This window comes from Bacillus sp. TH22, from assembly GCF_016651015.1.
Lineage (GTDB): Bacteria > Bacillota > Bacilli > Bacillales > Bacillaceae_G > Bacillus_A > Bacillus_A mycoides.
In genome coordinates this window covers 473,318-493,012 of the sequence record NZ_JAEKER010000001.1, presented here as the reverse complement: position 1 = coordinate 493,012, position 19,695 = coordinate 473,318, and the positions used below count along the sequence as shown (strand labels likewise).

The 19,695-nt window shown below is 33.3% G+C and carries 18 protein-coding genes and 1 pseudogene; 11 read left to right on the top strand and 8 right to left on the bottom strand.

The features are described from left to right. Nucleotides 1-22 precede the first annotated feature (22 nt). Entirely contained in the window at nt 23-1,477 is a 1,455-nt protein-coding gene (locus tag JFU18_RS02710) for a pyridoxal phosphate-dependent decarboxylase family protein (RefSeq protein WP_201031072.1), read from the top strand. Between the two features lie 88 nt (nt 1,478-1,565). Here JFU18_RS02710 and JFU18_RS02705 read toward each other — a convergent pair whose 3' ends face one another. The 3 genes from JFU18_RS02705 to JFU18_RS02695 form a co-directional block, all read right to left on the bottom strand. Beyond that, on the bottom strand, nt 1,566-2,522 hold the full coding sequence (locus JFU18_RS02705; RefSeq protein ID WP_201031073.1) for an alpha/beta hydrolase: 957 nt from the start codon (nt 2,520-2,522) through the stop codon (nt 1,566-1,568). Nucleotides 2,523-2,703: 181 nt separating this feature from the next. Then, the gene (locus JFU18_RS02700) at nt 2,704-3,717 is read right to left on the bottom strand and encodes an alpha/beta hydrolase (RefSeq protein ID WP_201031074.1); all 1,014 of its coding nucleotides are present in this window, start codon (nt 3,715-3,717) and stop codon (nt 2,704-2,706) included. Nucleotides 3,718-4,102: 385 nt separating this feature from the next. After that, nucleotides 4,103-4,564, bottom strand: a complete 462-nt coding sequence (locus tag JFU18_RS02695; RefSeq protein WP_201031075.1) for a GNAT family N-acetyltransferase — start codon at nt 4,562-4,564, stop codon at nt 4,103-4,105. Between the two features lie 513 nt (nt 4,565-5,077). Between JFU18_RS02695 and JFU18_RS02690 the strand changes: the two are divergent. Both JFU18_RS02690 and JFU18_RS02685 read left to right on the top strand, forming a co-directional pair. Next, nucleotides 5,078-6,510, top strand: a pseudogene (locus JFU18_RS02690) (ABC transporter permease). Between the two features lie 11 nt (nt 6,511-6,521). Beyond that, on the top strand, nt 6,522-7,199 hold the full coding sequence (locus tag JFU18_RS02685) for an ABC transporter ATP-binding protein (protein WP_000447830.1): 678 nt from the start codon (nt 6,522-6,524) through the stop codon (nt 7,197-7,199). A 257-nt stretch (nt 7,200-7,456) separates the two neighbouring features. On the opposite strand, the gene bla is transcribed toward JFU18_RS02685, so the two are convergent. Beyond that, nucleotides 7,457-8,389, bottom strand: a complete 933-nt coding sequence (gene bla, locus JFU18_RS02680) for a class A beta-lactamase (RefSeq protein WP_201031077.1) — start codon at nt 8,387-8,389, stop codon at nt 7,457-7,459. A 469-nt stretch (nt 8,390-8,858) separates the two neighbouring features. Here bla and JFU18_RS02675 point away from each other — a divergent pair, with 469 nt between their 5' ends. Continuing rightward, complete coding sequence (locus tag JFU18_RS02675; protein WP_201034596.1) at nt 8,859-10,151, top strand: hypothetical protein; 1,293 nt, start codon at nt 8,859-8,861, stop codon at nt 10,149-10,151. Between the two features lie 57 nt (nt 10,152-10,208). Here the strand turns inward: JFU18_RS02675 and JFU18_RS02670 are convergent, their stop codons facing one another. Continuing rightward, complete coding sequence (locus JFU18_RS02670; protein ID WP_033709149.1) at nt 10,209-11,681, bottom strand: sensor histidine kinase; 1,473 nt, start codon at nt 11,679-11,681, stop codon at nt 10,209-10,211. Further along, entirely contained in the window at nt 11,674-12,339 is a 666-nt protein-coding gene (locus JFU18_RS02665; protein WP_000800741.1) for a response regulator transcription factor, read from the bottom strand. The genes JFU18_RS02670 and JFU18_RS02665 overlap by 8 nt, the downstream gene beginning before the upstream one ends. 409 nt (nt 12,340-12,748) lie before the next feature. Between JFU18_RS02665 and JFU18_RS02660 the strand changes: the two genes are divergently transcribed. The 5 genes from JFU18_RS02660 to JFU18_RS02640 all read left to right on the top strand — a co-directional run bounded on the left by JFU18_RS02660 (nt 12,749) and on the right by JFU18_RS02640 (nt 16,278). Then, nucleotides 12,749-13,045 carry a transposase gene (locus JFU18_RS02660; protein WP_002170592.1) on the top strand — a complete coding sequence of 99 codons (297 nt, stop codon included), beginning with the start codon at nt 12,749-12,751 and terminating at the stop codon, nt 13,043-13,045. An 8-nt stretch (nt 13,046-13,053) separates the two neighbouring features. Continuing rightward, on the top strand, nt 13,054-13,935 hold the full coding sequence (locus JFU18_RS02655) for an IS3 family transposase (protein WP_201050228.1): 882 nt from the start codon (nt 13,054-13,056) through the stop codon (nt 13,933-13,935). A 170-nt stretch (nt 13,936-14,105) separates the two neighbouring features. Then, nucleotides 14,106-14,780 carry an HAD family hydrolase gene (locus JFU18_RS02650; protein ID WP_060751157.1) on the top strand — a complete coding sequence of 225 codons (675 nt, stop codon included), beginning with the start codon at nt 14,106-14,108 and terminating at the stop codon, nt 14,778-14,780. Between the two features lie 171 nt (nt 14,781-14,951). Then, nucleotides 14,952-15,320, top strand: coding sequence for a DUF4180 domain-containing protein (locus JFU18_RS02645; protein ID WP_002141909.1), 369 nt, complete (start codon nt 14,952-14,954; stop codon nt 15,318-15,320). A 190-nt stretch (nt 15,321-15,510) separates the two neighbouring features. After that, nucleotides 15,511-16,278, top strand: coding sequence for an arylamine N-acetyltransferase family protein (locus JFU18_RS02640; protein ID WP_201033830.1), 768 nt, complete (start codon nt 15,511-15,513; stop codon nt 16,276-16,278). Between the two features lie 19 nt (nt 16,279-16,297). Here the strand turns inward: JFU18_RS02640 and JFU18_RS29625 are convergent, their stop codons facing one another. Next, nucleotides 16,298-16,447, bottom strand: coding sequence for a hypothetical protein (locus JFU18_RS29625; protein ID WP_201032294.1), 150 nt, complete (start codon nt 16,445-16,447; stop codon nt 16,298-16,300). Between the two features lie 114 nt (nt 16,448-16,561). Here JFU18_RS29625 and JFU18_RS02630 point away from each other — a divergent pair, with 114 nt between their 5' ends. Continuing rightward, entirely contained in the window at nt 16,562-17,215 is a 654-nt protein-coding gene (locus JFU18_RS02630) for a YdeI/OmpD-associated family protein (protein ID WP_201033831.1), read from the top strand. A 126-nt stretch (nt 17,216-17,341) separates the two neighbouring features. Further along, nucleotides 17,342-18,457, top strand: a complete 1,116-nt coding sequence (locus JFU18_RS02625; protein WP_044441673.1) for an NAD(P)/FAD-dependent oxidoreductase — start codon at nt 17,342-17,344, stop codon at nt 18,455-18,457. 448 nt (nt 18,458-18,905) lie between these two features. Here JFU18_RS02625 and pssA read toward each other — a convergent pair whose 3' ends face one another. Continuing rightward, nucleotides 18,906-19,397: a CDP-diacylglycerol--serine O-phosphatidyltransferase gene (pssA, locus tag JFU18_RS02620; RefSeq protein WP_002085344.1), complete on the bottom strand. Its 492-nt coding sequence runs from the start codon at nt 19,395-19,397 to the stop codon at nt 18,906-18,908. Between the last annotated feature and the right edge of the window lie 298 nt (nt 19,398-19,695).

Sequence of the window (19,695 nt, the reverse complement as noted above, 5' to 3'; positions counted from 1 at the left end):
AAATAGAATAGGAGTAAACCAAATGACAAAAAACTTGCAGTTATCAGCCGAAGAGATGCGTCAGTTAGGATATCAAGCGGTGGACTTGATTGTTGATCATATGAATCATTTAAAAAGTAAACCAGTTTCGGAAACGATTGATAGTAATATTTTTAGAGACAAGCTAATTGAAACGATTCCAGAAAACGGATCTAATCCAAAAGAGTTACTTCATTTTCTTAATAACAATGTGTTTAATCAAATTACTCATGTGGATCATCCTCATTTTATGGCTTTTGTGCCAGGTCCTAATAATTATGTTGGTGTAATAGCAGATTTTTTAGCAAGTGGGTTTAATGTATTTCCTACAGCTTGGATAGTAGGTGCAGGTGCTGAACAAATTGAATTAACGACAATCAACTGGTTAAAATCAATGCTAGGATTCCCTGATTCAGCTGAAGGGCTATTTGTCAGTGGCGGTTCCATGGCTAATTTGACTGCACTTACTGTAGCGAGACAGGTCAAGCTGAATAATGACATAGAAAATGCGGTTGTGTATTTTTCTAACCAAACTCATTTTTCTGTAGATCGAGCACTTAAAGTATTAGGTTTTAAACATCATCAAATTTGCCGAATTGAAACAGATGAAGATTTAAGAATTTCAGTTAGTACTTTAAGAAAGCAAATAAAAGAAGATCGATTAAAAGGGAAAAAACCATTTTGTGTTATTGCTAATGCAGGGACAACGAATTGCGGAGCGGTGGACTCCCTCGATGAATTGGCTGATCTATGTGGTGATGAAGATGTATGGCTACACGCGGATGGTGCTTATGGGGCTGCAGCAATTCTCAGTGAAAAAGGAAGGGAGGTGTTAAGAGGAATTCATCGTGCTGATTCTTTGACGTTAGACCCGCATAAATGGCTTTTTCAGCCTTATGATGTTGGTTGTGTACTCATTCGCAATAGCCAATATTTAAGTAAAACGTTCCGTATGATCCCAGAGTATATTAAGGATACGGAAACTAATATAGAAGAAAAAGTGAATTTTGGGGAGCGTGGAATTGAACTTTCTCGTAGATTTAGGGCATTAAAGGTATGGCTTTCTTTTAAAGCATTTGGAGTCACAGCTTTTCGTGAGGCAATAGATCATGGCATTATGTTGGCTGAACAAGTTGAAGAGTTTTTAAGGAAAGAAAAAGATTGGGAAGTAGTAACACCTGCCCAATTAGGAATTGTTACTTTTCGTTATATTCCTTGTAAGCGAACGTCTACAGAAACAATTCATGAAATAAATAAAAAACTGGTGGAAGAAATTAATCAAAGAGGATTTGCTATGCTAAGTACGACTAAATTAAAAGAAAAAGTAGTAATTCGACTTTGCTCTATCAACCCGAGGACAACATTAGAAGAAATACTTCAAATCATGATGAGCATTAAGGTGTTGGCAGAGGAAATAAACACATCGCCTAAACATCTTATATCTGTTTCTCAACCTTGATATATTAGGTGAATTTTACATGTTAATAGCCGATTCTAAATGAGAATCGGCTATTATACTATTTACGAGTGTTTTTCTGGTAAAGGGATTAAGCCTCAACCTTAGAGACTCTTTTGAAACCAGTCTTTACTGCTTGTACCATTTCGTTTACAGCGTAAATAGATACATCGGCATTTGGATTTAACCCTTCAAACCAGTGATAGGCATTTGGATATAAATGAAACTCAACATCCACACCAGCTTGCGCTAGTTTGCTTACATAGGTTAATGTTTCACTGCGGAATGGATCTAATTGACCAACAAATGTGTAAGTATATGGTAAATCACTATAATCCTCTGCTCGAGAAGGCGCTGCATAGACAGGGATTTGATCTGTTCCATACATTTCTCCTAAATACATTTTCCAACCAGCTTCATTTGCCTTTTGATTCCAAACAAATCCTTCTTTAATTTCATTCGCTGAAGGTGTATTATTTCGGTCATCAATCATTGGATAGAGTGGCATCTGTAAACAAATTGAAGGATATTTTCGATCTCGGGCTAATAATGATAATGCTGCTGTTAGTCCACCTCCAGCGCTTACTCCTGCAACCCCAATTCGATTCGAATCAATGTTTAATGACTTCGCATTATCAGCAATCCATTTTAAAGCTGAATAACAATCCTCAATTGGCGCTGGGTAAGGGTGTTCAGGTGCTAAGCGGTAGTCTACAGATACGACCACACAGCCAGCTTCTTTTGCGAATCTCATACAAGTATCATCGTTATCATCTATAGACCCTAAAATATAACCACCACCATGTATCCATAATAAGACAGGTAAAGCTTCATTATTTGATTTTGGACGATAAATTCTTAATGGTAACGGATTAGCATCTGGTCCAACAATGACTTCATCTGTTAACGAAAGGGATTCATCAACAACTGTAGGTGGTCTCATTTGAGCTATTCCTTCTCTGATTGCTTGCAAGTTTTCCGGGCGTAAATCGAGATCTGGAAACATCTCTAACCCTTGTAATAACTCTGGATTTACTCTTGTTTTCATTTTAGCACCTCTATTTGTAATTGTTTTCGAATAAATGAAGTGTATTCTAAGTAGTTTAATTGTGAAAAAACATCACAATTAAATTGTAAATTGGATATGTCTTAGTAGTCAACAGAATATTCGGAAATTAAAACCTTTCTCAAGAAGGAGTTTTTTGCAACTAGTAATACAAGTACGTAATTTAGGAGAAAAGTGTATTCATATCATTGGGGAAGTGTGAGGAGTTCAATCGATTCTGAATAAAATTGATAGTATCAGTTGCAATTTTTTTACGTTTAAGAACAATCCCGGCATGTCCACATGTATAAATATATCTTGTAGGTCTTTCCCAGGATTCCCACAAATAGTCCGTATCCTCAGAGTGCACATATAGATCGTGCTTACCTGAAATTAATAAAATATTTTCTTTTTTTACTTTTGGTAACGCTTGACTCGGTTCAGTGATTTTCCAATAAGCTATTAAATCATCATACGTAACACCATGATGTTCCAAGTCTTCTCTAATAAATTTACCTGGATTTGTCTTCCAAATTGAATAAGAGAGTCGATTCGCGTAGAAAATGGATGCTAACACATCAATTTCTGGTTCAACAAGAGATGTTAAGTTAGTGATAACTCCACCTAAACTGATTCCTATTAAAATCAAGGGACCATTTTTATTTTCTTTAATCCATTTGATCAAAGTTCGTAAATCAGCTACCGCTTGTCTAGTTGCTTCTACAGTTCGTTCAACATTGGCACTTACCATGTACTCTCCACTGTATAGGGATTGGTTCGGTTTTCTGTCAAAATGATATGGTAAAGTGAAATAATACATATTCCACTTCAAGTTGGTCATATGGTCGTGGAATATTTTTTTTACACGTTCGTTAGAATCCATTCTCCAACCGTGAACAAAGATGACATGAGGTGCATCTTCATTTTTATGTAAAAATAATTCCCCAGTGACAGAATCGTTGCGTGAATCACCAGATTGAACCGAGCTTTTATATTTGAATTGTCCAACCATGTATTCCTTTTCTTGTTTTAAATGCTTAATGTTAAAATGAATATGAGATGGTTTTACTTTATAAAAAAATTCTATGTCCTTTATATATAGTGAGGTGTTAGAAAGAGAAGTATACTGAAACTTTACACTTCTTTTTTTGTGCAAATCATACAAGGCGTATCGATCAATGAGTTTTGAAAAAATCAAATTAACCCCTCCAAAATCCATATCGTCTAAAATATGGACAAAATTTATGCTGTAAATTAATTGTAAAATATTCTCTTTTCCTAATAGTAGATGCTTGAATTATAAAACAGGTGGGGAATTTGTATATTATATTATAAAGCTATCAATAAAATAAAACTATAAATATCTTTTACAAAAACCTAAAAAGCAAGTTAATGTTCTCATTCATAAAAGAGAACATTAACTTGCTTATTTTCGTATCAAAAGGTGCACCTTTTGAAGTGACGTAATTTATATGAAAGACAATGTGTATATTTAATACAGTGATAGTTACCATAATTTTCGAAGCCTATAGTTAATTAACCTTACAATATACGTCTTTTTGGTATATAAATAGCTATATTCATTAGAGAAAGAGTTTTAATCCTTCATGAGAATCTTTAAAACCTAATTTCTTATAAAATTGTAAAGCCTCTTGTCGTTCTTTATCTGTTGTTAACTGTACTAAATGACATCCCCGTAATTTAGCACGTTGAATAGCCCATTTAATAAGTTTACTTCCTATACCTTTACCACGTTTTGATGAGGCTGTCCGTACACCCTCAATTGTAGCTCTCCAACCCCCTTGACGTACAATGTAAGGCGTAAATGTAATTTGTTGAATACCGACAATCTCCGTCCCATCACACGCTACAATCAACTCGTTATTTGGATCACAATCAATAGCATGAAATGCTCTTATATAACTATCAGGGAGTGGTGTTTCATAGCGCTCTCTTTTATTTCCTAAAACATCATCAGCAAGCATTTTTACAATTACATCTAAATCATCTGCCGTTGCAATCCTAAATGTTATAGTTTCTGTCACTATCAAAAAACCTCCTTAATGTATGCACTTGTTACTTTTATTTTACTTGTTTAAATACAAAAGGTTAAATTATAAAATATTATGAGTCTCTATAACTTTTTCTTATAGATAGCATAAAAGCCTAACTTATAAAATTATACTTTAGGCTTTTTAACACAATATTATTATTAGAAAATCCGACCAACTTCAAAAAACCTCCATATTCTTTAATGAATTTCATATTTAACAAGCACACATATAACCATCCAAATAGGGTGGTTTTTATTTTTTGTATAGAAATTACGTAATAAGCATGGATTTGTATGCTCTCATTCAATACTATCTAAAGCCATATACCTCTTTGCACATATTCAAAAACGATTACGTTTTTGAATATGTGTTCCGGTCTTTCTTGACCAGGTCAATGAATAACTACACATAAACTCCTTATATCTCTAGATAAACTACCGATTAGCTCCATATAGACTCTAGATAACCTATATAGAATACAAGTTATCAAGGAGGTAAGAAAAAATGAACTTTATGAAACGAGCAATTCTCAGTATGAAAAAAAGAGTAGGAACATCATTAATTTTGATGGCAGTTTTCCTAATTGTTACAAATTTAGTGTTGGCAGGATTCACAATCCAAAATGCATCAAAAAAAGCTGCTGATGCAGCAAGAAAAAAACTCGGTGCAGATGTTACTTTAAGTCTTGATTTTGACAAATTAGGTCAACAAGCTAGGGAAACTGGAGAGATGCCTAATCCACCGAAGCTTAATACAAAAGAAGCAGATCAATTAGCGAAGTCAAAGTATGTAAAAGACTATAATTACATAACTAGCACTCTCGGAATTTCTGACGGACTTAAACTAGTAGGAGCTTCAGAAGGAGAAGAAGAAGGAAAAGGTAAGGTGGGAATGGCGGCTGTACGAGGCGGTTCAGGCTCCGGTACAAAAATAGATATGAATTCTTCTTTTATGATTGAGGGAGTTCGCAAAACTGCATTACAAGAAAGCTTTAAGAATGGAAAAAGTAAAATCATTGATGGGAAACCAATTACAGAACAGATGAAAGATCAGAATGTAGCTTTAATGGAAAAACGATTAGCGGAATTAAACAACTTGAAAGTAGGAGACAAAGTTAAAGTGCAATCAGGGGATAAGAAGGAAACCCTCGAGGTTGAAATTATCGGCATTTACGAAACGAATGAGCAAGCAATGGGTCAACAGGCCCCTCCTATAATGGATCCAGCTAATAAACTTTATATGCCGCATTCAACTATGAAAAAATTAGAAATAGATCAAGGTATAAGTAGCATTCAAGTCGTGTATTTCTTGAAAGATCCACAAAACATTGAAGCATTTAAAGAAGAAGCAAAAAAATCTGATATTGATTTTAATTATTATAAATTAGATGCACATGATTCGTTGTACAAACAAATGATTGGGCCTATCGAAAATATCTCATCAACTTCTCAAATGATTATTTATATTGTATCAATTGCAGGTGCGATTATTTTAGGGTTAATCATTATGTTATCGATTAAAGCACGTCGTAAGGAAATGGGGATTCTATTGTCCATTGGAGAGAAAAAGTGGAAACTGATGGCGCAGTTCGTAGTAGAAGTAGTATGTATCGCTCTTTTAGCATTTGGATTATCCATAACAACAGGAGCAAAAATTTCTCAATTCATAGGGAATAATTTACTTTCGAGTGAAATTGCTACAGCAGGAGAAGAAACAAACACCCCACAAAATGGAACTGTAATGGTAGCTGGACCTGGTGGAACTGTACAAAATCAAAAAGAGGATCCAATTGATAAAATTAATGTAAGTGTAACAGGAGAAGATGTAGGGAAAATGGGAGGGATTGGACTAGCTATTGCTATATTAGCAACGCTTCTTCCAGAGCATTATCTATTCTACGCCTGAATCCAAAACAAATTCTTTTAAAAGATGAATAAGGAGGCTCGATATGGAGACGATTTTACAATTTAAAAACTTAGATTATTATTATGAAAGTAACGGAAAAAAAGTAGCGATACTAGAAAATGTTAACTTTTCTTTTCAAAAAGGACATTTCTACACGATTCTAGGACCATCCGGATCTGGTAAAACCACTACGCTTAGCTTAGGTTGTGGGCTAGATATACCTAAAAATGGTTATGTACTATTTAATGGAAAGGATATTCGGAAAATTGGTTTGGATCGGTACCGTAATCAAAATGTATCGGTAATTTTCCAATCTTATAATTTGATTACCTATATGACTGCTCTTCAAAATGTCTTAACAGCAATGGAAATTACAGGTGTTAAAGTGCAAAATAAAACGGCAAGGGCGTTAGAATTATTAGAGAAAGTAGGACTTACAGAAGTAGAAGCGAAACGAAATGTTCTGCAACTAAGTGGCGGGCAACAGCAGCGTGTAGCAATCGCTCGAGCGTTATCTTGTAATGTTGATTTACTGATTGCGGATGAGCCGACAGGAAACCTCGACGAAGAAACGGCAATGGATATAATAGAACTATTTCAAGAACTTGCACATAAAGAAAATAAATGTATTATTGTTGTGACGCACTCACAGGAAGTTGCTAAAAAATCAGATCGTGCAGTCTATTTAAGTAAGAAGAAGTTGGTAGTAAACGAAATTTAATATAAACACCCTAGTTTTTTAATTCACATAATTTTCGAAATTAGTTTCTTCAAATATTTATATTTGATATACAATATAACCAAGCCATAATCAAAATGGTCTCCCTGTATTGAATGTTAAGATAGTTTGTTATTCCCTTTTTAACAATTTTTGAAAAAGAACTTGTAGTATATTCTACAGGTTCTTTTTTGTACTCTTTCAATATCAACGGTCTTCAAATGAAATATGAATTTTAACTAAGTCATTCTTTGGAGTAATTATTTATTCGTTACTTTTAAATCGTCTAACACTATTTTAGTTGCATCTGCAATAAGTTTATCATCGTATTTCGCATCTTCTTTCGCATGATTAGAAAGTATCGCAAGCATAATTGGCTTTTTATTTGGTGGCCAAATGATTGCAATATCATTCCTTGTTCCATAAGACCCAGAGCCGGTCTTATCGGCTACTTCCCATTCTCCTGGAACTCCAGCACGAATTAAGTTGTCCCCCGTAGTATTTCTTTTCATCAAATCTATTAAAAAGTTCCGTTTCTCAACTGAAAGTATATCGCCTAGCGCGTATGCTTGAAGACTAGTAGCTAATGCCTTTGGGGTACTAGTATCACGAGTGTCTCCTGGCTGCACTTCGTTTAATTCTGGTTCAAAACGTTCAGGATTTGTGACAGTATCTCCTATTTCTCTCAGTGATTTTTTGAATTCACTTGGCCCACCTAATTGCTTAAGAATAAGATTTTGTGCAGTATTATCGCTATATCGAAGGGAAGCATCCGCAAGCTCTTTCAGAGTCATACCTGTATCTACATATTTTTCAGTAATTGGATTGTAATTCACAAGATCTTTGCTAGTATACTTAATTCTTTGATCTAAATCTTCTATTGATTTCTTTTGTAACAGTGCTCCAACAGCAAGGGCTTTGTGGGTAGATGCGTATGCAAACCGTTCATCTGAACGATAAGTAACGGTTTGATTCGTACCTGTGTCTAATGCATAAATACCAAGTTTAGCATCATATTCTTTTTCCAGCTTTACAAAAGAATGATTACTTGTATTTTCTTGTTTGGTTTGTTTCGGTGGTGCGGATTGAATATTACTATTGGAACAGCCTATAAGCGTTGCACATGAAAGTAATACTACAGGGAGCATCTTTTTATAATGTGCAATGTGAAAAAACTTCTTTGAAACTATCATACATTTTCAACCTCTTTCAAGAATATATGGATTTTGTATAGGTATTTTAAATACCTATACAATTAACAAATGCACAGGATAGCACTCATCTTGTGTTTCTTGCATTACAAAATGAGAGAACTACCAAAAGCACCTTTTTTATACGTAATAGACAATCTAAGTAACACATTTGTTCCATTTATGATTAAGGTTTTGAATATATCCATTAATTTTATTTATAAGAATCACAAAATCCACCTTTTTTGCACGCCACTTAATTTGATGTGGATTTAGATTGAGTTTACCTCGTAATGGGAATTTCAATTGGATTGCGCATATATAACAACCTCGTTCCGGACAGAATAAGTAATAACAACTACTGATTTCATTTTAAGTGAGGTGTTATACGATACATACGACAAAGCAAAAAAGACTTGTGGTGCAAAGTATAACTACATTTAGTCTACTAATAACGACTATCTTTACACCCATGCTTATTTACATTGTTTATGGATTACAAATTTCGAAAGGCTTTGAGGGATACTGGCCATCAATCCTGTTTTATACAACTTATATGACGGGTGTGTTTATCTGGATACCTATTGTGAATAAGGCTGGGATTCACCGCTCCTTATATTGGACTGTTTCTATTCTGATAGTATCATTACTTAGTGTTACTTTCTTTGGATGGAGTTCAAGATGGCTAGAAATAAGTGCGTTAGTTTCTGGTTTTGCAGTTAGTACAATTTCTACCATGACGAGTACTTTATTGTTTCTACATGTGGAAGGCGGGGGAAAGGTTTATAATAAAAATCAACAAGCGATTATTATTGGTATCGTTTTTCTTTTACTAATAATCGTTTTGTTAGCGATTAGTTTTTTATCGCCGCCGCTGATAACATGCATATATGGGATTTGTTTAATCAGTATCCTTTTTGCTATAAAAAAAATGCCGAGAACAGAGTTAGCCAAAGGGCTTTTACCTATCTCCATCGTATCGGTTGTAGGAAAGTTTCTTTTTGTCTCAATGCTTATTCTTTTGATTCGAACAAGTCGTAACATAAATAATGAACAATATATTTTTTGTTTTTTTCTACTTTCTATAGCGCTTATTTGTTTCATGTATTTGAGTTTGTTGAAAGGAAAGTTCTTTCATAAACTTTCATCTTCTTTACCAATTCGCTTAAAGGCAGAATCATTTTTACTTGGATTAGGAAATGGATATTTATTTTTGATGGGTATTTTTTATAGTTTTACTTTCTATAACATGTTAACCTGTATTTTCATTGTAGTTGGACCATACCTATTAGGGATTTTGATGTCCATATTTTTAGATATCAAAGCTGCTAAGAAAGTTAATCCAATCCATTTGTTTTTAGTAAGTACTTTAATCATGATATTCGGGTTTTATTCTCCAATATTTATAGTCCTTAGCGTTACATTTGGGAGCTATGCCATTAATAGTATTTCTTCTCAAAATAATATGAAAGTATATATGGTGAATGCTACACATAGAGAGCTTTCTTTACTCATTTACACAACATGGAGAAATATGGGGAATATATTTTTACAATTTTTTATATTGATTGTGATTGTGGGAGTAGGGGTGTTTTACGATGTCGAATGGTCGCAACTTTTCCAAACAATTGTTGGGAAGGGTCAAATGCAGATTGAAGGGTTATCCGTACAACGATTGATGTTTATGTTAGCAATTTGCTGTTGGCTTGGCATGGTGGGCTTAGGTATGTGGATTGGTAAAAAAGCTAATCCCAATATTGCTTAAAAAGTAACTCGAAAAATATCAATACTAAAACTACAAAAAACAAACAAACTCGTCCTACTAAGAGGGGAGTTTGTTTGTTTTTTGTTTAGATAATGGAATGTTCATGCTAAATTGTACACTACGTTCCATATTCTTTATAGAATACTTTATATCTAACGTTTCAAGAATTTGTTTAACAATATATAACCCCAAACCACTTCCTCCAGTATTTCGATTCCTTGATTTTTCAATTCGATAAAATGGTTTGAAAATTTGTTGTATATTCTCTTCTTTAATATTGACACCTGTATTCATAATTTGCATTTTGATTTGACCTTGTTTAGAATCCTCACTTAACTTTATATAGACTTTTTCATTATGTGGTGAATACATAACTGCATTATGGATAATATTTTTACATGCTTTTTCAAAAAGAACACGATCTGTATAAACAGAAAGATCAGAATCAATTTCTTTTATTATTTGGATGCTTTTTTGAGAAGCAAAAAATTCGAGATCTTTTGTGATTGTATCTATTAACTTCGAAAGATTAACTTCTTCTACTTTTAGTTTAAAGGTGTGTTGTTCTAATTTCGACATGCTTAAAATTTCACGAACTAATTGTTCCATACTTTCAATAATTTGATGATTTTTCTTTAAATATTGATCACGATTTTGATAAGGGCCAATATTGTATATCATCCCTTCTAAGTATCCTTTCATTACAGTAAGAGGGGTCTTTAATTCATGTGCTACAATCGCAAAAAACTCTCTGCGTTTTGTTTCTATTTCTCGTTCTTTTTCAATATCATTTTTTAATTGTTGATTTGCTTTTTTTAAATCAAACATAGCTTGTTGTAAGTTAATAGACATGTCATTCAAACTATTAGATAATTCTCCTAACTCATCTGTAGAGCGAACCTCAATTTTTTCGGAGAAATCTAAATTTGCCATCTTTTGTGCACCCTCATTAATATAAATAAGTGGTTTTGTAATAAACCTGGAATAGAAATAAGCACTCCCTACACCAATTATGAGTACAATGATACTAATATAGGGGAGAAAGCGTACTAAAACCTGTGAAGCTTCATCAATTGGTTGAAATGTAGCAAAGACTATAAGCGTTAAACTACCATCTTGGAATTGAATTGGTTTCGTAACGTTATATGAATTGCTAAGGGTACCTGCATTCTCGAACCGTGTGGCTCTAGTAACTACTGTTGTTTGCGAACCATTTTGAGTAAAAGAAAATGAAGGAGAGTATTTAATTATTCCCTCATTATTTTGAAGATAAAGCATCGCATTATTTTTTTTTGCATATTCATCAAAAAGTGGTATCGCATCTTGAAACGTAAGATCTTTAGATTTATCAATGATTTCTTTTATCCCTGTTTGAAGTTGATCTGTTTTGTATTGCTCATAAAACGTAGGGAGAAAGAAGTATAAAGTTAAATAAATCAATACTGCAAAGGATAACAAGATGAGAGAGGTAGTCATAAAGAGTTTATAAGTAATTTGCTTCATCTTCATGATTTTCACAATACTATTCATCAATTTTATAACCAATACCCTTTATTGTTTTAATATAAGGGATAGCTAACTTTTTACGTAGGTTTTTAATATGTGTATCAATTATTCGTGTTTCTCCAAAATAATCGTACCCCCAAACTTTTTCTACGATATTTTCTCTTGTGAGTACTTTTCTCTCATTTTGAAATAGTAGTTGTAGAATTTCAAACTCTTTTGTCGTTAATAAAATTTCAACGTCATTTACATATACTCTATATGCATCAACATCGATACGCACTTCTTTAAACACCAAATGATTATTTACATTTTTATCATAACTTCTTCTAAGTACAGCTTCGACTCGTCTAATCAAAACATGAAACGAAAAGGGTTTTGTTATATAATCATCGATTCCAAGATCGAACCCTTTCATTTGATCTTCCTCTTCTTCCAATGCAGTTAGCATAATAATTGGTACGTTTGACTGACTTCGAATCATCTTGGATACTTCAAATCCATTAAGATTGGGCATCATTACATCTAGAAGAATTAAATCAAAGGATTGCTTATTAAATTGTGTCATACCCTCTAATCCATCTGATGCAACTACAACTGTATACTGTTGTGTCATTAAAAATTGTTTAATTAATTCTTGAATTTCTTGATCGTCTTCTACCACGAGAATATGATAGTTTTTCATAATATCACCTCTGGTAGTCATTATAGCCGTACTATCTGGAGTTTATGTGGAGATACAGTAGGAAACTTCATAGGACGTTTAACGTATTAACTCCATTTTCAAGATTGTGTATTCTCCGTAAAAAAGGATTATTACCCATATTCCTTTTTTATGGAGAAATATTTGTGTGCTTGAAAAAACTTATCATATAAAAAGCTGAACGATTAATATTTACAAAAAACTAATGTATAATAATGTAAATTGTATGTAGTTTTTTTAACTGTTTGAAAATATACTTTCGATACTTTACTAGAAGGGGAAAGGGAGATGAATTTAAATATAAAAGAAGCCGGCGAAATGATATGATCCCCTTATAGTAGACAGGAAAAAGAAAGCACATTAACCTGTTTACTATGGAGGGGATTTTTTTATGGGAAAAATTAGAGTCACTTACGATGTAGAATTTAAGAAAAAAGCTATAGATTTATACTTAAAAGAAGGCATGAGCTATAAAACCATTGCGAAAGAATTGGGTATTCATCACTCGGTTGTAAGTCGTTGGGTGAAATACTTTGAAGCTGAAGGAATCAAAGGACTAGAAGAAAAACGCGGTAAAGCGAAAGGACCAGGTTTAGGTAGACCAAGGGTTAGACCCGAAGATCCTGAAGCTAAGATCCGACGATTAGAAGCGGAAAATGAAATGTTAAAAAAGCTCTTAGGAATGTAAAAGGAGGAATGAAAGTCGTATCCAAAACGAAAAAATTCGAAGTCATCCATGAAATGACAAAAACAGGTTATACAGTGACCATTCTATGCGATATTGCTGGTGTAACCAGAAGTGGGTACTACAAATGGATAAAACGGCATACGACGCCTTCAAAAAAACAATCAGAGGATATCGAAATTAAGAAAAAGATATTGGAGTGTCATAAAAAATTAAGAGGAATTTATGGATATAGAAGAATACAAGTGTGGCTGAAAGCCACATATAACCTTCATTTGAATCATAAACGCATCCAAAGATTGATGAGTGAACTAGGTATCAAAGCCGTAATTAGGAAAAAACGACCTTATTACGGAAAAAAAGAAGCTTATGTGATTTCAGAGAACCATCTAAATAGGGAGTTTCAAGCTTCAAAACCGAATGAGAAATGGGTAACCGATATTACCTATTTGATTTTCAATGGACAGCGCTTGTACTTATCCGCTATTAAGGATTTATACAATAATGAGATTGTTGCCTATGAAACCAGTCGTAGAAACGACTTAAAACTTGTGTTAGATACACTTAAAAGGGCAAAGAAAAAACGAAATATGAAGGGAATCCTCTTACATAGTGATCAAGGGTCCCAGTATACATCTCGTCAATATAATCAATTACTTAAAAAATATCAGATGAAGGCAAGTATGTCTCGAAGAGGCAACTGTTGGGATAATGCTTGTATGGAAAACTTCTTCAGTCACTTTAAGGCAGAGTGTTTTCATTTACACTCCTTCCATAAAGCGAATGAGGTCAAACTTGCCGTGCGTAAATATATGCACTTTTATAATCATCAAAGATTTCAAAAGAAATTAAATAACCTGAGTCCATATAAATATAGAACTCAGGTTGCTTAGTTGCGCTTTTTTAATACTGTCTACTTGACAGGGGTCACTGCAAAATTCTAGAGCGTACGCCACAAACTTTGTAGTTTTTTTGCTAATTTAGTAAAGGCCTAAGGTGCGAACAAGGGGTTATTTAAATCATGTGAGAAAGGTTGTGAAATTATTTGAGGAGTTATAAAGCTATGCTGTTTGATTTAGATGATACGTTACTCGATAGGGATAAGGCAGTAGATAACTTGTTTTTATTAGTTTTAGAGAAGTGCTATGAGGATGTTAGTGATACAGTCAAAAACAATATGTTACAGAAATTCAAAGAATATGATAAAAGAGAATATGGCATTAGTGATAAAACAATAGTTTTAGAATCATTATTTGATGAATTCGCGCCGAAATATAGATTGCCACGCAATTATATCCAAGATTTTTGGAATGAAAACTTTCCTAAATGTTTTTCAATTGACCAAAATACTATTCTTTTCTTAAATCATATAAAGAGGCACTTTAAAGTTGGAATTATTACAAATGGCTCAACTCAGAGGCAAAAAGCTAAAATAATGAATACGGGTTTAAATGAGTATTTTGATACGATTATTATTTCTGAAGAAGTGGGATTTAGTAAACCTGATAAACGTATATTCGAACTAGCATTAAATAAGCTAAATGTACAATCAGAAGATGTACTATTTGTTGGAGATGACTTAGAAAAGGATATTGCTGGTTGTCAAAATGCAAATATAAAGGGCATATGGTTCAATCCTAATATGATTAAGAATAATACCGACACTAAACCATATGCCGAGATTACTTCTTTTGATAATTTATTAAGTTATTGTGGAGAGATAAATTTTCAAAAATAGTAAAAAGATAGATTACCCTTAATTTCATTGACCGTATGAGAAGTTTTAAAACAATATTTATTTACGATGAAATAGAGGTTATTGAGCCAGGGGCAAATCATTTATGTGTGTTAATGAAGATCTACACAGCGTGTTTAATATATACTTTATAAATTATAGAGGGGTGAGACTATGGAAATAAAGAAAGTAGTAATTGGCGGAATAAATATTGCCGTCGTCAGAAACGATACAGTATTAATATCCGACGTTCAATCTGCATTAGATCTCATGGCAACAGTTCAATATGAAGTGGATTCAAAGCGGATTGCTATCAATAAATCATTAATAAGTGAAAGCTTCTTTGACTTAAAAACACGGCTTGCGGGTGATATTCTTCAAAAGTTTATAAACTACAGAGTAAAGATTGCTATTATTGGAGATTTCTCTATGTATACGAGTAAAAGCTTAAAGGATTTTATTTATGAATGTAATAAAGGTAAGGATATTTTTTTATTAGCAACTGAGCAACAAGCAATTGAAAAATTAAGCTCATTGAAATAAAGATATAAAATGTAATTCGAAAGAGGCATCCGTGAAGGTGCCTCTTATTTGTATTATTATATAAATATGTTTTTCAAATTTAAATTTTGTATCGGTACAGTAACTGCAAATGTACATTGTTACTATATCCCTTCAAATTTACAATCAGCATATATTATTTTAATTTATAACTTATTAAGGGGTGCTGAATATGACAAAGTTACAAGATCAACTTTTCACAAGATTAAACCTTGAAAAACGTACTGAAATAAAATTTGAAGAATTAAGTACAATACTCTTTGCATTTGCCCACACAATCCCGTTTGAGAATTTAAATGTAATAGCAAGTAATGCGAATACAATTTCTATGAAAAACTTACAAGAGAAAATTTTAACTAGTTCTCGAGGTGGGCTTTGTTATGAATTAAATACTCTTTTTTACTATTTTTTAAAAGATAGTGGTTATGATGTACAACTCGCACTAGGTACCGTATATAAAAATGATATAAACGCTTGGGCACTTGAAGATGGGCATATAACAATTATTTTAAATTACGAAAACGTAAGGTACTTAATTGATGTAGGTATTGCTTCATTAGTACCTCTTGTGCCAGTACCGTTTACTGGCGAACTTGTTTCTTCTAAAAACGGTTCGTATCGAGTAAGACAAAAAGATACGAGTAAAGGAAACTATGTTCTAGAAAGAATAGATGTTGATGGAGAATGGAAAGTTAGTCATGCTTTTTATAAACATATTATTGATGAGACAGTAGTAAACGATGTTCAAAGAAGAGTGATAGAAGATGAGAAATCTATTTTCAATAAAGGACCCATTGCAGTAAAATTGACGAACTTTGGCCATGTCTCATTAACGAATACTATTTTAACTGAAATTATTTATGGAGAAAAAACGAAGCGTGAAATTACAGAAAATCAATATAAAGAGCTTTTATATACTTTATTTGCTATTGAGTTGTGAATATAAAAATAGCCGGTTCTTATTCAGAATCGGCTATTTTTATTATTTTTGGTTTAAATGGTTTTCGTCTAATATGTTTCGGAAACTGCGGTATAGTTAACGTTTTTAACGTTTCCTCAGCTTCTTCATATGTATGAAAGACTGGATCTTTTCCATTATCTCCTTGCAAAACTAGCCCTTCATCTCGGATTACATACGGCTTTAATTTTCTTAATAGATATAATACACTAGAACAGTATAAAGAAGTATATAAAATGAATATTGGATGCAAAGGAAGATTATAATGTCAGTTATTGATAAATTGAAACTAAATAAGTATACAAATATGGTCGTAATTAACGAACCAAGTGATTATGACATTTTCACAGGTAAAGAAACCTCATTTTCAAAAGAACATGATGCTATTTTTATTTTTGTTGAAACACTTGATGAAATGGTGAAACAAACGAATTTTATTATTAGTAATGAAGAATTACTAATTGAAAAAGGTTACGTGTTTTTCGCATATCCGAAAAAAGATAATGCTCGTTACAGTACGTTTATTCACCGTGATGAGATGTTTCCGGCATTAAACGTTGGAGATGATGGATATGTGGGGGAAAGCGAAATTAAATTTGCGCGAATGGTAAGTATGGATGATGTCTTTACAGTTGTAGGTTTAAAACATGAAAAGAAAAAAGCGAAGAAAACACCTGCAGCGAGTCAATGTGTTGCTGATTATGCAGACCGTATTCAAGATGTTGAAGCATTATTGGCTAATCATCCAGCTGAACTTAAGTTTTATCAAAGTTTAACTCCTGGTTATCAAAAAGATTGGGCACGTAATTTATTTTCTGTGAAACAAGAAAAAACACGCGATAAACGTCTTGAGAAAATGATTGAAATCCTTTCACAAGGCTATAAAACAATTGAATTATTCCGTAAGAAGAAAAAATAATGATTAGGAACGTCACAATGATGCAACAATTAATTACGTTGAGCACATTGAAAAAAGGATTCCTTTCAGTATACTAAAGTATGTTCTTATATTTAAATAATTAGCAAAAGAGAAAAGGAGTTTGAAATGAAATCGTATATTGTAGTTGGATCTGGAATTTTAGGGGCATCTACTGCCTATCATCTTGCTAAGGCTGGTGCGAAGGTTACTATTGTAGATCGTCAAGATTTAGGTCAAGCCACTGACGCAGCAGCAGGTATTGTCTGTCCGTGGCTGTCGCAACGTCGTAATAAAGCATGGTATAAAATCGTTAAAGGCGGTGCACGTTACTATTCTTCGTTAATTCAGCAATTAGAAGAAGACGGTGAAACGGATACAGGTTACAACCGTGTAGGTGCAATTAGTTTACATACTGATGAGAAAAAACTAGATCAAATGGAAGAGCGAGCGTATAAACGCCGTGAAGATGCACCGGAGATTGGTGAAATCACTCGCTTATCAGCTGAAGAAACGAAAAAATTATTCCCAGCATTATCGGAAGAATATAGTTCTGTTCATATTAGTGGCGCTGCACGAGTAAATGGAAGATTATTACGAAACGCATTAATAAGCGCTGCGAAAAAACATGGTGCAACTTTCATAAAAGGTGATGCAGTATTAGTCCGTGAAGGGAATCATATTACGGGAGTTAAAGTAAATGACGAAACAATTGTAGCGGAAAAGGTAATGGTAACTGCAGGCGCATGGGCGAACGAAATCTTGAATCCATTAGGAATTAATTTCTTAGTTACGTTCCAAAAAGGACAAATTGTTCATTTGCAAATGGAAAATACAGCAACAGAAAATATGCCAGTTGTTATGCCGCCGAACGATCAATATATTTTAACATTTGACAATGGCCATGTCGTAATTGGTGCAACGCATGAGAATGATACTGGTTTCGATTACCGTGTAACAGCTGGTGGTTTACATGAAGTATTCCATAAAGCGTTAACAGTAGCGCCTGGTTTAGAAGATGGTACAATGCTTGAAACTAGAGTTGGCTTCAGACCATTTACGCCAGGATTCTTACCTGTTATTGGCCCACTCCCTAATTTTGAAGGCATACTCATTGCAAACGGATTAGGTGCTTCAGGATTAACAGCAGGTCCATACTTAGGATCAGAACTTGCGAAACTTGCGTTAGGGCAACCGATTGAATTAGATTTAAATGATTATGATGTTGCTGGGGCAATGGAATAGTAATAAACAAAAAGATTAGGAGTGATTTCCTAATCTTTTTGTTATGTTATTTGGGCGTAACTAAGTATTTTGAGAGGTAGGAGTTCTTTTAAACAAGTGGGATCACCACATCGCTATCAAGCTAAAAAAATAAATAATATCCACAAAACGAAAATTCTTTGCCCTTTATAGCAACGAAGTCCATTTTTATCGTTTGAGGTATTAGAGAAGAAAGATTGATTCGTTCAACATAGAGGCGAAAATACATATCAGAAATATAAACAATAGCCTCAAAAACTGGAGGCTATTCAATTTCACAATCTATTATGATTAATTACAATAGATAAGCTCTTTAAAGTCTGTCCCATCGCTGCATTCGTAAAATGATGAATAACATCAAAACCCTCAACTTGATGGATATTAGCGAACCGTTTCACAAATGAAATTAAAGCGATAGACGGGATCCCAATTAAAGTTTTTTAAACCTAATTGGACTTACCATTAAGAGAGCGAGGATTAATGTAATCCATGCATTGCTATATGAAAACAATCCCATACCGGCCAATGGTAATCCAGCAGCTGGAATAGGTAATCCCTTAAAATATCCAATGGTTGGTTTTACACTAAATTTAGCTAATCTTAAAGCACCCATCGTTGGGAAAAGGATAAATGCCAAAGAAGTTAAAATAGAAGGTGTTGCTATCGAATGAAATAAAAGTGCAGGAGCAACTCCGAAACTAACAATATCAGCTAAGGAATCCAATTGTACACCAAACTCACTGTTCACTTTTAATTTTCTCGCAATTCTTCCATCAAGGAGATCTAAAACAGCTGAAAAGAAAATGAAAATGGAGGCTACTTCCAAATAGTCACTCATATTCATGGTAATTGAAAAAACACCGCACAATAAATTTCCAATCGTAAATAAATTGGGTACAGCTTTTACTATTTGATTGAACAAGGTTGTCCCCCCTAAGTTGATCAAACTTCACGTTTATGTAGCATTTTCTATATATTCTTCCGTTATTCTTGAAAAAATATGACCACTGTATGCTAAGTAAATTTCGGCAAGAGAAAAGCCGATTTCCTGTACGTTATGTTGGTTTATAAACATGTTTGATCAAAGGTAAGTCTATTACTGCTAATTTACCGAATATAAAAAACGTTTTTGAAAAAAAGAGCCTATTTTCGGTGCATCATATCTTCATATAGTCATAAAATTAATTTGTAGTCGAAAATACGTAAAGAGCTGCTAGAAT